This window comes from Alitibacter langaaensis DSM 22999, from assembly GCF_003096995.1.
Classification (GTDB): Bacteria; Pseudomonadota; Gammaproteobacteria; order Enterobacterales; family Pasteurellaceae; genus Exercitatus; species Exercitatus langaaensis.
Map to the genome: position 1 here is coordinate 83516 of NZ_QENU01000005.1, position 13176 is coordinate 96691.

Consider the following 13176-nt stretch of genomic DNA (forward strand, 5'->3'; position numbering starts at 1 on the left):
GAATATGGTGCCCTAACAAAACATTGAAGGTCTATATGAAACAGGATCCCAATCGTCGTCAATTTTTGAAGAATGCGACAAGAACTGCAGCAGGGATTTGTGGTGTTGGTGTGATTTTGGGATTACAGCAGCACCAAGCTAATGCAAAGGAAGGTGTGGCATTGCGTCCACCTGGAGCATTGGCGGAAAAAGATTTTCTAGCTGCTTGTACTCGCTGTGGGCAATGCGTGCAAGCTTGCCCATACGATATGTTGCATTTGGCGAGTCTCATTTCATCAACGGAAGCCGGCACACCTTACTTCGTGGCGCGAGATAAACCCTGCGAAATGTGTGTGGATATTCCTTGTATGAAAGCCTGCCCTAGCGGCGCATTGAGTGATAACTTAACGGATATCAATGATGCGCGTATGGGATTGGCGGTATTACTTGACCATGAAACTTGCTTAAACTGGCAAGGTTTACGCTGTGATGTTTGCTATCGTGTTTGCCCTGTGATTGATAAAGCCATTACATTGGAAGAAGTGCACAATAATCGCACGCAAATTCATGCGAAGTTTATTCCAACGGTGCATTCCGATGCCTGTACGGGTTGTGGCAAATGTGAACAAGCCTGTGTGCTTGAAGAAGCGGCAATCAAAGTATTGCCGATAGAACTCGCCAAAGGCTTACTCGGCAGACATTACCGTTTAGGTTGGGAAGAAAAACAAAATGCAGGCAAAGCATTATTGGAAGACCAACATCCAGAGGGTTTACGCCCAGCGTTAGACGCTCGTGTGCCAGAGGGGATGCACGAACCCACTTACCAATTTATGCAAGTTCAGCCGAATCAAAAGGTGGCGACACCAAGCCGCGCAACAGAGGATTATGTGCCAAAATCCACCACGGTGCCAGAAGCAGAGCATTTCCCTGATTTAGATCTCAATATGAAGGGAGTGAAATAATGGCTGAAGCAAAATATGTGGCAAATAAGCCTAAAGATGCAGGGCTTGAAGCAAGACAAAAATTAGGCTGGTGGCGAGCTTATCGTTTTTTGATTCTTCGCCGTTTAAGCCAATTGGGTATTATCCTAATGTTTCTAAGCGGGCCATTTTGGAATGTATGGATTCTCAAAGGTAATTATAGCGGCAGTTTGCTGTTAGATAGCATACCAATGAGCGATCCATTGATGACCGCAGAAAGCCTGGCAACGGGTTATTTGCCAAAATGGACAACCATTTTAGGCGCGCTGATTGTTGTGGCATTCTACGCAATAGTGGCAACGAAAGCCTTTTGTGCTTGGGTTTGCCCAATGAATATGGTGACAGACAGCGCAGCATGGCTCAGACGCAAATTAGGCATTCGCCAAAGTGCGAAAATTCCGCGTAATTTGCGCTATGTGATTTTGGCAATGATCTTAGTGGGCAGTGCTATATCGGGCACGCTATTATGGGAATGGATTAATCCTGTTGCCGCACTAGGGCGAGCTTTCGTCTTTGGCTTCGGTGCCACAGCTTGGCTGGTTGCCGTTATTTTTCTGTTTGACTTGTTTGTAGTTGAACATGGTTGGTGCGGACATTTATGCCCAATCGGCGCGACTTATGCATTAATTGGCGCAAAAAGTATTGTGAAAGTCAATGTGGTGGATCGCAAGCGTTGTGACCGCTGTATGGATTGCTACAACGTATGCCCAGAACCGCAAGTGCTACGTTTGCCCCTACATGGTTCGAGTGACGATAGCCAAATTGTGCTTTCTAAAGATTGCATTACTTGTGGACGTTGTATTGACGTCTGCCCAGAGCAGGTTTTTGCTTTCGGTTCTCGCTTTGAGAAACAGGTAGAAGTAAAAAATATTTAGATTTTTGACCGCACTTTCAGCTCACATTTACAGCTAAAGTGCGGTGAGATTTCAGTCAGATTTATCAGTTTAATAAAAACGGAGTGAACTCAAATGAGAAAATATCTCACCTTATTTCTCACTATATTTGCCGGTGTTGCTGTGGCAAATACACAAGTTGCTAAGGATATTAATAGCACAGTAGAAAGTGTCCCGCCAGCATACACAAACCCAGTAAAAGATGCGGGAAATATCCCCACCACTTTCCCACATCAACCCCCATTGGTGCCGCACAGCATCCGTGGCTTGCAAGTCACCGCAAACGTGAACCAATGTTTAGGTTGCCACTCGCCAGATGTTGCGCCGACAACAGGTGCGCCGCGTGTGCCAGAAAGTCATTTTATGACTCGTGATGGACAACGCACTGAAGGCACTTCGCCGCGTCGTTACTTCTGTTTACAGTGCCATGTGCCACAAGCCGAAGTGAACCCAATTGTTCAAAATAAATTTGACACCATTCGTGAACATCAAGGCAAATAAGGAGTACGGCAATGATTAAGAAATTTTGGAACTGGTTTCGTAGCCCAAGCAAAATGGCAGTTGGCGTCGTGGTGTTATTATCCGCGATTGGTGGTATTCTCGCTTGGGGCGGCGTGAATGAAGGATTAGAACATACAAGCACTGAACAATTCTGCTCTGATTGCCATATGAATGATGTGGTGCCTGAATACCGTCAGACAGTGCATTACAGCAACCGCAGCGGGGTAAAAGCCATTTGTGCAGATTGCCATTTGCCGCATGAATTTTTGCCAAAATGGACACGTAAAATCCAAGCAGCCGAAGAAGTTTATGCTTATTTCACGGGCAAAGTGGACACCAAAGAAAAATTTGAGGCTCACCGCTTAGAAATGGCAGAACGTGAATGGGCACGTATGAAAGCCAACAATTCACAAGAATGCCGTAACTGCCATAACTTTGACGATATGGATTTCACGCAGCAGAAAAAAGTTGCACAAGAAATGCATCGTTTGGCACAACAAGACGGCAAAACTTGTATCGACTGCCACAAAGGGATTGCACATAGTCTCCCGCATATGGAAAAAGTGCAAAAATCTTTTATCCCTGAAGATATGATTAAAAAAGACGACGAACAAAAAGAAAAATAATGAAAAAATGACCGCACTTTTTAAGCTGCGGTCTTTTTTTGCCTGCAGTTTTAACCTAAACTATAGCCCGTTACATTAATGGGAAAGATTATGCGTTTACTGATTATTATTCTTGCTGCTGTGTTATTACTGTTTCAATACGATTTGTGGTTCGGTAAAAACGGTTATTTGGACTATAAAGAAACGCAGCAAGAGATTGCTGTTCACAAAGAAGAAAACACCAAACTTTCACAACGAAATCAAGTGATTGCGGCGGAAATCAAAGACTTGAAAGACGGTGTGAATGCTATTCAAGAACGGGCGCGTTTGCAATATGAAATGGTGAAACCGAACGAAACTTTTTATCGCATCACAAAAGAGAACAAATAATGACCGCACTTTGTTATGACATTGTTGCCGTTGTGCCCGCCGCGGGCATTGGTGCGAGAATGCAGGCGGAAAAGCCAAAGCAATATTTAGAAATTCATGGCAAAACCATTTTAGAACATACCCTAAACGCATTATTGAGTTATCCTGCCATCAGCCGTGTGATTTTGGCTGTCGCCAAAGATGATCCTTATTTGCCGCAGTTACCGGTTGCTAATCACCCCTGCATTCAGGTGGTGGAGGGTGGCAAAAATCGAGCCGACAGCGTGTTAAATGGTTTGCGAGCGATTGAAAATCTTCATCGAGTTAAAGTGCTGGTGCATGACGCTGCGCGCCCTTGTGTTACTCATGATGAATTGGATAAGCTGCTTGAAATCACGGACGACAATGGCGCTATTTTAGCCTTAGCGGCGACGGATACAGTTAAAAAAGCCAACAGCGATGGGCAAATTGTGATGACTGAAGATCGCAATTTTATCTGGCTTGCGCAAACGCCACAATTTTTTAAAGCCGATCTGCTTATCAATGCTTTAGAGCAAGCTCAACGCCAAGGGCTAACGGTGACAGATGAAGCCTCAGCCATGGAATTAGCAGGATTTCGACCGCACTTAGTGGCAGGAAAACGTAGCAATATTAAGGTAACGCACCCTGATGATTTAGCCTTAGCGGCATTTTATTTAGCAAGGAACACATTATGATTCGTATTGGTCACGGTTTTGACGTGCACGCTTTTGGTGAAAATCGCCCGTTAATTATTGCGGGCGTAGAAGTGCCGTATCACACAGGTTTCATTGCGCATAGCGATGGCGATGTCGCATTACACGCACTCACCGATGCATTGCTCGGCGCAGTGGCATTGGGGGATATTGGAAAACTTTTCCCAGACACCGATATGCAATTTAAAAATATTGATAGCCGAATTTTGCTGCGTGAAGCGTTTCGTCTTGTTCAAGAAAAAGGCTATAAAATTGGCAATGTGGATGTCACTATTATTGCACAAGCCCCTAAAATGCGACCGCATATTGATGCGATGCGCGCGGTTATTGCAGAAGATCTCGCTTGCCAACTTGAACAAGTGAATGTGAAAGCGACCACAACGGAAAAACTCGGCTTTACAGGGCGCAGCGAAGGGATCGCAACCGAAGCCGTGGCGTTACTGATCAAAGCCTAATCACACAAAGTGCGGTCAAAAAATGCAAACTTTCTCAAGTTTTGACCGCACTTTGTCTTATTTTAATATCATTTCTAATTAAAACTCTTCCAAGAATAGAACATTGTTAGTTTTATCCTAATAGTGAAATTGCTATTAGCCATCTTATCACCTTAATTTAACCGTCTATAATACACGCCATCAAAGGATATGACGTTATTCAGTCATGAATTTGAATAATGACTAAACGTTATTGTTATTCTGGTGCATAGAGAGAAATTTGCTTTATCTTTCTATTTATGGAAATTTAATTTGTCAGAACGGGTATTGTTGCAAATTTGAATTACTATATACTGCACCACATCGAATGACTTAGCGTTGTTTGTATATTTAAAATTATTTCATCTAATAGGAAAGTAGAATATGAAAAATGTAATGAAATCAGTAAGTTTAGCGATTATCGCTGCTGCATTTGCTAGCCAAGCAATGGCAAACCCTTTTGAAAAACGTATTGAAGCGAATATCTCAAATGAACATCATCAAGATTTCAATGTGGAAGCAAATCAATATCAAGCATTAAAAACACAATTGAATGCGAAACTTGCACAATTAAGCCAAGCTGCAAATATGAATACATTCAATACATTGGCAGCAGAAGCGAAAGAATTAGCGCAACAAACTAAATCAGCCGCAGAATCAGAAACTTTTAACTATGGTTCACATCAAGACACTCTTCGTGCTGAATTGGGCGTGAATTACGCAAATTGGAAATTAAATAACTTGATTGGTTCATTAGATGCTGCGGTGGCAACAGATAGCGTAGCGGCAGCGAAAGATATGGTTGTAAGCCATATTTAATGGATAAATCTTTATAGACACAAGCTGTGATTAAAAGAAAAGTGCGGTGAAATATTTAAAAATTTCACCGCACTTTTTTATTTTGATTACATTTGTTTATTTGATTACATTTGATTGAATTTGGTGGAGATAATCGGGATCGAACCGACGACCTCTTGAATGCCATTCAAGCGCTCTCCCAACTGAGCTATATCCCCGAAGTGGCGATATAATAAAGTCCGCCACGGATTCTGTCAATAGGAATTATTGTGCTTGAATAAACTCAATCGCTTTTTTGATACGAGCAAGCACAGTTTCCTTACCCACTAGTTGCGCTGTGATGTCCATTGACGGTGATTGTCCAGAACCAGTTACCGCCAAGCGTAATGGCATACCCACTTTCCCCATGCCAATTTCCAATTCAGCGGCGGTGGCATTCATTGCGTCATGAATGTTTTCTGCTGTCCAATCGGAAAGTGCGGTCAATTTTTCAAGAATTTTTGTGAGCGGTGCCACAGCTTCAGGTTTGAAGTTTTTCGCGGCGGCTTTTTCGTCATAGCTATCAAATTCTTCATAAAAATAACGGCTAGCAGTGGCTAATTCTTTTAAGGTTTTCGCGCGTTCACTTAACACAGGAATAATTTCTGTTAATGCGGGGCCATTTTCTGTATTGATTTTTTGATCATTCATATGCCACGCAAGGTATTTTGCAACGTGTTCTGCTGGCAAGGTGCGCATATAATGTTGATTCAACCATTGCAATTTCTCGGTGTTGAATGCACTTGCTGATTTGCTGACAGAATGAATATCAAATAATTCAATCATTTCTTCACGAGTGAAAATTTCTTGATCGCCGTGTCCCCAGCCTAAGCGCACTAAATAGTTGATGAGCGCTTCGGGCAGATAGCCGTCATCACGGTATTGCATTACGCTTACTGCGCCATGGCGTTTTGATAATTTCTGACCATCATCGCCGTTAATCATTGAAACGTGAGCATAAGTCGGAATTGGCGCGCCTAATGCTTTCAAAATATTGATTTGGCGAGGCGTGTTGTTGATATGGTCTTCGCCGCGTACAACGTGAGTAATACCCATATCCCAGTCATCGACAACCACGCAGAAATTATAGGTTGGCGAGCCGTCTGTGCGGCGAATAATTAAATCATCTAATTCGCTGTTGCTGATTTCAATGCGTCCACGCACCGCATCATCAAACACCACTGAACCTTCTGTTGGATTTTTAAAACGCACAACATGTGGTTCATCAATAGAATGGCTGTGATCGCCTAAACAATGGCGATCATAACGAGGTTTTTCTTTATTCGCTTCTTGTTCATGGCGTAAATTTTCTAAACGTTCTTTTGAGCAGTAGCAACGATAGGCCAAACCCTGTTCGAGCATTTGATCGATCACTTGGTTGTAACGATCAAAACGTTTGGTTTGGAAATAAGGGCCATGTTCCCAAGATAAATTTAACCATTCCATCCCTTCAAGAATGGCGGCTGTTGCTTCTGGCGTTGAGCGTTCAAGATCCGTGTCTTCAATTCGTAACACAAATTCCCCATTATTGTGTTTTGCGTATAGCCAAGAATAAAGTGCTGTACGCGCGCCACCAACATGTAAATAGCCTGTTGGACTTGGCGCAAAACGGGTACGCACTTTTACGCTAGGATCTAAATTAAATAATGCTTCTAATTTCATTTTATTTTCCATATTCATTACAAAATTGCGCGTTATTGTACCTTTTTTTAGTTCAATGCTTAATAGAAATTTCCGTTCTTATGGTTATTTTTGGAACAGTTAGCCATTTTTTAGAAAAAATAGGTTGACGCACAAGGATAAATCCATATAATACGCCCCACGACAACGGGCGATTAGCTCAGTTGGGAGAGCACCTCCCTTACAAGGAGGGGGTCACTGGTTCGAGACCGGTATCGCCCACCACTTCAACTTTAATGATTTGGTTTCCGTTGTTTCCCTTGATTTTAAGGCTCTTTAAGTGGGCGATTAGCTCAGTTGGGAGAGCACCTCCCTTACAAGGAGGGGGTCACTGGTTCGAGACCGGTATCGCCCACCACTTAAACCTTAAATATCTAAACCTATTTTTAAGCTAGTATTTCGTAGATTTTTGTAAGTAATAAATTGATACTTCAAGAAATCTAAAATGATGATAGCAATGAAATAAGGGCGATTAGCTCAGTTGGGAGAGCACCTCCCTTACAAGGAGGGGGTCACTGGTTCGAGACCGGTATCGCCCACCACTTCTTTATTTTCTTTCTTTGAACTTCAATTTTAATTTAGTTATACTGCGCTCTCATTGATATTATTCGCAGGAACTTCATTTTGTCTCTCGCAGCTTTAATTTTTACCCTTTGGATTTTATTTGCTTATTTCCAAACGATTCTATTTTTACATCGCCGCCGTATGGCAAAAGCCTTCATTTCCGCAGAAATTCATCAAAGTGAACAATACCAATCTGCACTAAAACGTATGACAACACGTGGCGCGCGCTTTGATGCGAAAGTGATCGCCATTGTTCTTGCGCCATTTTTCCTATTTGGTTCAGCTTCTTTGGCTTTTTTTAGCATAAACACAACGGCAATTTTTTGGTCAATTTATATCCTTATTTTCGCCATTGCGCTGATCGGCATCGTGGTTGGAAATTTTTATTATTACAAAACCTACAACAACTATTACGATATGTTTATGTTTGGTTTAGTAGAAGATGACACCAAAGCCGTTTTGAAAAATATTTATGATGATTATCCTGTTATCTCGGGTTCTCTTGCGGTTTTGGCGTTAGCGTTAATTTCAGCAGGGATCACTTTTTATGGGTTATCCCATTGGTTTTTAGCCATTGAATTGCATTGGACGCTATCGAGCCTATTATTTGTTATCAGCTTATTAGTTTTGGCTTTTTTTGTTCGCGGTACGATTCGTTCTACTCCGCTAGGCAAAAACCATGCGCAAGTTGCCTCGCTGGCGGTGATTAACAAATTAGTGCCCAATGGCGTTATCGCCATGGAATGGGCATTTGGTGACCGCAAACGCAATATTAATTTTGAAGCCGTCGATCTTGAACAGGGTAAAGCCTTAATGCAACAAGCTTTTGGCACGGAAAGCCTGCTAGAGCGCACGCCTAAAAATGACGCGTTAGCAGAAACCAAACCGCATGTAGTGTTAGCTGTTATGGAGAGTTTTGGTACTAATTATCTGGTTCTCGACAATGCCGAAAGCAACGATTTATTAGGCAATTTACGACTGCACTTTGAACGAGATTTTGTGTTCAAGCGTTTCATTTCTGATTATGATGGTACTGCGCCCACCGTGGCATCGTTGTATTTTTACAGCCCAATCCAGAATATTAGCCAGTCGATAGCGCAACAAACCGCGTTGCCTTACAGCCCCTTTAAAACCTATAAACAACAGGGTTATCGCACAGTTTTTATTACTTCAGGCGGTTTAATGTGGCGTAATCTCGGCAATTATTTGCCATTGCAAGGTGTGGACGAATGTTACGATCAAAATGATATTATTGAAGCTTTCCCCGCAGCAAAAGCCACGTTGTCTTATTGGGGCATTGCAGATGAATATGCTTTTGCGTTAGCACAAAAATTGCTATCAGAAAGCACAGAGCCGTTGTTTATCAATATCTTAAGTATCACCAACCATCCGCCTTATGAAATTCCGCCACATTATCAGGCGGAGCGTATTGATCCGAATTCGTTGGCAGGAAAGTTTGGCAATGAAGAAGAAAATCGCAAATCCCTTGCCACGTATCAATATGCCAATAATGCGTTGGGCAATTTCATTACCAATGTCAGCCAAAGTGCAGTGGGGAATCAAACAATTATTGCAGCAACAGGCGATCACCACGTGCGCTGCGTGCGTTTTGATGCGCCAAAACAGAATTTTATGGCGAAAGGCGTGCCATTTTATGTTCACGTGCCAACATCGTTACAAAATAAATTGGCGATTCAGTTTGATCCGAACCGTATTGGCTCACATAAAGATATTTTGCCAACGCTGTACGCTTTAAGCCTTTCCGATACGGAATATTGGAACATCGGCGGGCGCAATATGCTTGCGCTGGAAGACGACAGCAAATATGCTTTTGCCTATAACGAAAATTTATGGGCGGATCAGGAAGGGGTCAGCGATGGCGCGTCAGATGTGCAATATTGTTGGCAAAATCCAACCGCACGTTACCCTGAAAATTTATGGGTTGAGCAGCTGACGCCGATGAGTGCACAGAAAAAGGCACGCATTGAGGCTTATAAACAATTACTCACTTGGCAAATTAATTATTTGGTAAAAGGCACAAAATAACAGAAAAATTGACCGCACTTATGACAACAACATATTTTAATTTTGATATTCCTACACGCGCAAATGATCACAAAATTCTTGGCAATATCCTTGCAGGCTCAGATAGCCTAGCCATTAGCCATATTGCTCAACAGCACAAAGGGCTCACCGTGGTGGTCACGCCAGATAACAAAAGTGCGGTGCGTTTAGAGCGAGTTTTAGCGGATTTTTATGCTGGCGAAATTCGTTTATTTCCTGATTGGGAAACCTTGCCTTATGATGCTTTCTCCCCTACTCAAGAGATTATTTCTGCACGTTTGAGCGCGTTGTTTTATTTACAACAAGCGCAAACGGGGATTTTATTGCTGCCTATTAACACCCTAATGCAGCGTCTGTGCCCACCATCGTTTTTGCAACATAATGTATTGCTGATTAAAAATGGCGACCGCCTGAATATCGAACGTTTGCGCCTGCAATTAGAAAATGCAGGTTATCGCGCGGTAGAACAAGTGCTAGAACCGGGCGAGTTTGCGGTGCGTGGTGCATTGCTGGATTTATATCCGATGGGAAGTGCGTTGCCGTTTCGCTTAGATTTTTTTGATGATGAAATTGATAGCATTCGCACCTTTGATGTGGATACACAGCGCACCCTAGAAGCCATTCCAAGCATTAATTTGTTGCCTGCGCACGAATTTCCTACGGATGCAAAAGGCATTGAATTTTTCCGCACTCAATTTAGGGAAACATTTGGCGAAATCCGCCGCGATCCTGAACATATTTATCAGCAAATCTCTAAAGGCACATTGGCTTCAGGCATTGAATATTGGCAGCCGCTGTTTTTTGAGCAAATGGCAACGCTATTCGATTATTTGCCCGAAAACAGTTTATTTATCGATTTTGAAACGAACGCAAGCCAAGCCGAACGTTTTTATCAAGATGCTCAACAACGTTTTGAAAGCCGCCGTGTTGACCCAATGCGCCCGTTATTGGCGCCCGAAAAGCTATGGATTAAGATTGATGAAATTAATCGTCAGCTGAAAAGTTACCCTAAATTCACCTTAAAACAAGACAAAGTGGCACGCGCTTCTGTGCGCCAGAAAAATTTGCTGGTGCAACCCTTGCCTGAGCTGCAAATTCAATCTCAGCAAAAAGAACCGTTGCAGCAATTGCGCCAGTTTATTGAAACCTTTGACGGAAAAATTGTGTTTTCCGTAGAAACGGAGGGGCGGCGCGAAACCTTATTAGATTTACTCAAACCGTTAAAGCTCAAGCCAAAACAAATTCAAATTTTACAAGACGCGCAACAGCAACATTTCAGCTTAATCATCAGTGCGCTAGATCATGGTTTTGTGTTAGAAGGCCAAAGTGCGGTCAAAATTGCGATAATTTGTGAAACAGAATTGCTTGGCGAACGGGTGCAACAGCGCCAGCGCGATAAACGCAAATCGGTTAATCCAGATACGCTAATTCGCAATCTTGCCGAGCTCAAAATTGGGCAAGCCGTTGTGCATTTAGAGCACGGCGTGGGGCGTTATGGCGGTTTAGTGACCTTAGAAAATGGCAGTATGAAAGCCGAATATTTGCTGCTGACCTACGCCAACGATGCCAAACTTTATGTGCCTGTGGCAAGCCTACATCTCATTAGCCGTTATGTGGGTGGGGCGGATGAAACCGCGCCCTTGCATAAATTGGGTTCTGATGCCTGGTCGAAAGCACGCCAACGTGCCGCAGAGAAAGTGCGTGATGTCGCCGCGGAATTGCTAGATGTGTATGCGCAGCGAGAAGCGCAAAAAGGGTTTGCCTTTAAATATGATCGCGATGAATTTATGCAATTTTCGGCAACCTTCCCCTTTGAAGAAACCTTTGATCAGGAAATGGCAATTAACGCAGTGATTTCCGATATGTGCCAACCAAAAGCGATGGATCGCCTCGTTTGTGGGGATGTGGGATTCGGCAAAACAGAAGTGGCAATGCGTGCCGCATTTTTAGCGGTGATGAACCATAAACAGGTGGCGGTTTTAGTGCCTACAACATTATTAGCGCAGCAACATTACGAAAATTTCCGTGATCGCTTTGCTAATCTGCCTGTGAATGTGGAAGTGTTATCGCGTTTCAAAAGTGCCAAAGAGCAGAAAAAAGTGCTGGAAGAACTGGCAGAAGGCAAGGTGGATATTCTGATCGGCACGCACAAATTAATTCAATCCGATGCGAAATTTCATGATTTAGGGCTGCTGATTATTGATGAAGAGCACCGTTTTGGCGTGCGTCAAAAAGAAAAAATCAAACAGTTGCGCGCCAACATTGATATTCTCACGCTAACCGCCACGCCGATTCCACGCACCTTGAATATGGCAATGAATGGTATTCGTGATCTTTCCATTATTTCCACGCCGCCTGCACGCCGTTTGACGATAAAAACCTTTGTGCGCCAGACCGATGATTTAGTGATTCGTGAAGCCATTTTGCGTGAAATTTTGCGCGGAGGGCAGGTGTATTATTTGCATAACGATGTGGCAAGTATTGAAAATTGTGCGGAAAAATTGACCGCACTTGTGCCCGAAGCGCGCGTGATTATCGGACACGGACAAATGCGTGAGCGCGAATTAGAGCGGGTGATGAGCGATTTTTATCATCAGCGTTTTAATGTGTTGGTGTGCTCAACCATTATTGAAACTGGGATTGACGTGCCGAGCGCCAACACGATCATCATTGAGCGCGCCGATCATTTTGGTTTGGCACAGCTGCATCAGTTGCGCGGGCGTGTTGGGCGTTCGCATCATCAAGCTTATGCGTATTTATTAACGCCACCGCCTAAACTGATGACAAAAGATGCGCAAAAACGCCTTGAAGCACTAGAAAGTTTAGATAATCTTGGTGCAGGTTTTATTCTTGCTACGCACGATTTAGAAATTCGTGGCGCAGGAGAATTATTGGGTTCTGAGCAAAGCGGACAAATTGAAAGCATCGGTTTCAGCTTATATATGGAATTGCTCGAAAGTGCGGTCAAAGCCATGAAAGAAGGGCGTGAGCCAAGCCTTGATGAACTCACACAGCAACAAGTTGAAATTGATCTGCGCGTCCCTGCCTTATTGCCTGATGATTATCTCGGCGATGTGAATATGCGCTTGTCGTTCTATAAACGTATTGCTGGCGCGGAAAATAAATCGGCGTTGGACGAGCTAAAAGTCGAATTGATCGACCGCTTTGGTCTATTGCCCGAAGCCACGAAAAATCTTATGCAAATTGCCGAATTGCGCGCTATTGCCAAACAGCTAAAAGTCATCAAAATTGACGCTACAGCGAACGGCGGTTTTGTGGAATTTAATCCAACGGCGGATTTAGACCCAATGAAATTCTTAAATTTAATCAAAGAAAAACCTGCGGTGTATAAATTTGATGGGCCAACAAAATTCCGCTTTAACTGCAATTTAGAACAAGCCAAAGTGCGGTTAGAATTTGTGATGAATTTGTTGAATTCACTGTTAGCCTAGCCAATCGCCTTAGTTGCAGTTTGGGCGAATAAATTTAATCTTGTG

General features: G+C 43.1%; 11 protein-coding genes and 4 tRNA genes. 13 read left to right on the plus strand and 2 right to left on the minus strand.

The window, feature by feature from the left end; genetic code table 11:
• The first annotated feature begins 35 nt into the window (after nucleotides 1-35).
• The 8 genes from napG (at nucleotide 36) to C8D76_RS05135 (ending at nucleotide 5353) form a co-directional block, all read left to right on the plus strand.
• The gene (napG, locus tag C8D76_RS05100) at nucleotides 36-941 is read left to right on the plus strand and encodes a ferredoxin-type protein NapG (RefSeq protein ID WP_116631717.1); all 906 of its coding nucleotides are present in this window, start codon (nucleotides 36-38) and stop codon (nucleotides 939-941) included.
• A complete protein-coding gene (gene napH / locus C8D76_RS05105; RefSeq protein WP_116631718.1) occupies nucleotides 941-1834 on the plus strand; it encodes a quinol dehydrogenase ferredoxin subunit NapH in 894 nt (297 codons plus the stop codon). Before napG ends, napH begins: the two co-directional genes overlap by 1 nt.
• A gap of 93 nt (nucleotides 1835-1927) precedes the next feature.
• Nucleotides 1928-2353: a nitrate reductase cytochrome c-type subunit gene (locus tag C8D76_RS05110; protein WP_116631719.1), complete on the plus strand. Its 426-nt coding sequence runs from the start codon at nucleotides 1928-1930 to the stop codon at nucleotides 2351-2353.
• An 11-nt stretch (nucleotides 2354-2364) separates the two neighbouring features.
• Nucleotides 2365-2979, plus strand: a complete 615-nt coding sequence (locus C8D76_RS05115; protein WP_116631720.1) for a NapC/NirT family cytochrome c — start codon at nucleotides 2365-2367, stop codon at nucleotides 2977-2979.
• Between the two features lie 90 nt (nucleotides 2980-3069).
• The gene (gene ftsB / locus C8D76_RS05120) at nucleotides 3070-3348 is read left to right on the plus strand and encodes a cell division protein FtsB (protein WP_116631721.1); all 279 of its coding nucleotides are present in this window, start codon (nucleotides 3070-3072) and stop codon (nucleotides 3346-3348) included.
• The gene (gene ispD / locus C8D76_RS05125; RefSeq protein ID WP_116631722.1) at nucleotides 3348-4043 is read left to right on the plus strand and encodes a 2-C-methyl-D-erythritol 4-phosphate cytidylyltransferase; all 696 of its coding nucleotides are present in this window, start codon (nucleotides 3348-3350) and stop codon (nucleotides 4041-4043) included. Before ftsB ends, ispD begins: the two co-directional genes overlap by 1 nt.
• Nucleotides 4040-4516 (plus strand): 2-C-methyl-D-erythritol 2,4-cyclodiphosphate synthase, encoded by a 477-nt coding sequence (ispF, locus tag C8D76_RS05130; protein WP_116631723.1) that lies wholly within the window; start codon nucleotides 4040-4042, stop codon nucleotides 4514-4516. Before ispD ends, ispF begins: the two co-directional genes overlap by 4 nt.
• A 402-nt stretch (nucleotides 4517-4918) precedes the next feature.
• Nucleotides 4919-5353, plus strand: a complete 435-nt coding sequence (locus tag C8D76_RS05135) for a hypothetical protein (RefSeq protein ID WP_116631724.1) — start codon at nucleotides 4919-4921, stop codon at nucleotides 5351-5353.
• Between the two features lie 121 nt (nucleotides 5354-5474).
• On the opposite strand, the gene C8D76_RS05140 is transcribed toward C8D76_RS05135, so the two are convergent.
• Nucleotides 5475-5550 (minus strand) — tRNA-Ala (locus C8D76_RS05140).
• 46 nt (nucleotides 5551-5596) lie between these two features.
• Nucleotides 5597-7033: a glutamate--tRNA ligase gene (gene gltX / locus C8D76_RS05145; protein ID WP_116631725.1), complete on the minus strand. Its 1437-nt coding sequence runs from the start codon at nucleotides 7031-7033 to the stop codon at nucleotides 5597-5599.
• Nucleotides 7034-7200: 167 nt separating this feature from the next.
• Here gltX and C8D76_RS05150 point away from each other — a divergent pair.
• The 5 genes from C8D76_RS05150 (at nucleotide 7201) to mfd (ending at nucleotide 13131) form a co-directional block, all read left to right on the plus strand.
• Nucleotides 7201-7276: transfer RNA gene (locus C8D76_RS05150), tRNA-Val, on the plus strand.
• 57 nt (nucleotides 7277-7333) lie between these two features.
• Nucleotides 7334-7409 (plus strand) — tRNA-Val (locus C8D76_RS05155).
• Nucleotides 7410-7517: 108 nt separating this feature from the next.
• Nucleotides 7518-7593 (plus strand) — tRNA-Val (locus tag C8D76_RS05160).
• 82 nt (nucleotides 7594-7675) lie between these two features.
• Entirely contained in the window at nucleotides 7676-9661 is a 1986-nt protein-coding gene (locus tag C8D76_RS05165; RefSeq protein ID WP_243405820.1) for an LTA synthase family protein, read from the plus strand.
• Between the two features lie 20 nt (nucleotides 9662-9681).
• Entirely contained in the window at nucleotides 9682-13131 is a 3450-nt protein-coding gene (gene mfd / locus C8D76_RS05170) for a transcription-repair coupling factor (protein ID WP_116631726.1), read from the plus strand.
• The last annotated feature ends 45 nt before the right edge of the window (nucleotides 13132-13176 follow it).

Excerpts from the sequence above, each read along its gene's own strand:
- C8D76_RS05110 (WP_116631719.1), top strand. The coding sequence starts at position 1,928 with ATGAGAAAATATCTCACCTTATTTCTCACTATATTTGCCGGTGTTGCT.
- ftsB (WP_116631721.1), top strand. The coding sequence starts at position 3,070 with ATGCGTTTACTGATTATTATTCTTGCTGCTGTGTTATTACTGTTTCAA.
- C8D76_RS05135 (WP_116631724.1), top strand. The coding sequence starts at position 4,919 with ATGAAAAATGTAATGAAATCAGTAAGTTTAGCGATTATCGCTGCTGCA.
- ispF (WP_116631723.1), top strand. The coding sequence starts at position 4,040 with ATGATTCGTATTGGTCACGGTTTTGACGTGCACGCTTTTGGTGAAAAT.
- napG (WP_116631717.1), top strand. The coding sequence starts at position 36 with ATGAAACAGGATCCCAATCGTCGTCAATTTTTGAAGAATGCGACAAGA.
- ispD (WP_116631722.1), top strand. The coding sequence starts at position 3,348 with ATGACCGCACTTTGTTATGACATTGTTGCCGTTGTGCCCGCCGCGGGC.
- napH (WP_116631718.1), top strand. The coding sequence starts at position 941 with ATGGCTGAAGCAAAATATGTGGCAAATAAGCCTAAAGATGCAGGGCTT.
- mfd (WP_116631726.1), top strand. The coding sequence starts at position 9,682 with ATGACAACAACATATTTTAATTTTGATATTCCTACACGCGCAAATGAT.
- C8D76_RS05115 (WP_116631720.1), top strand. The coding sequence starts at position 2,365 with ATGATTAAGAAATTTTGGAACTGGTTTCGTAGCCCAAGCAAAATGGCA.
- gltX (WP_116631725.1), bottom strand. The coding sequence starts at position 7,033 with ATGAAATTAGAAGCATTATTTAATTTAGATCCTAGCGTAAAAGTGCGT.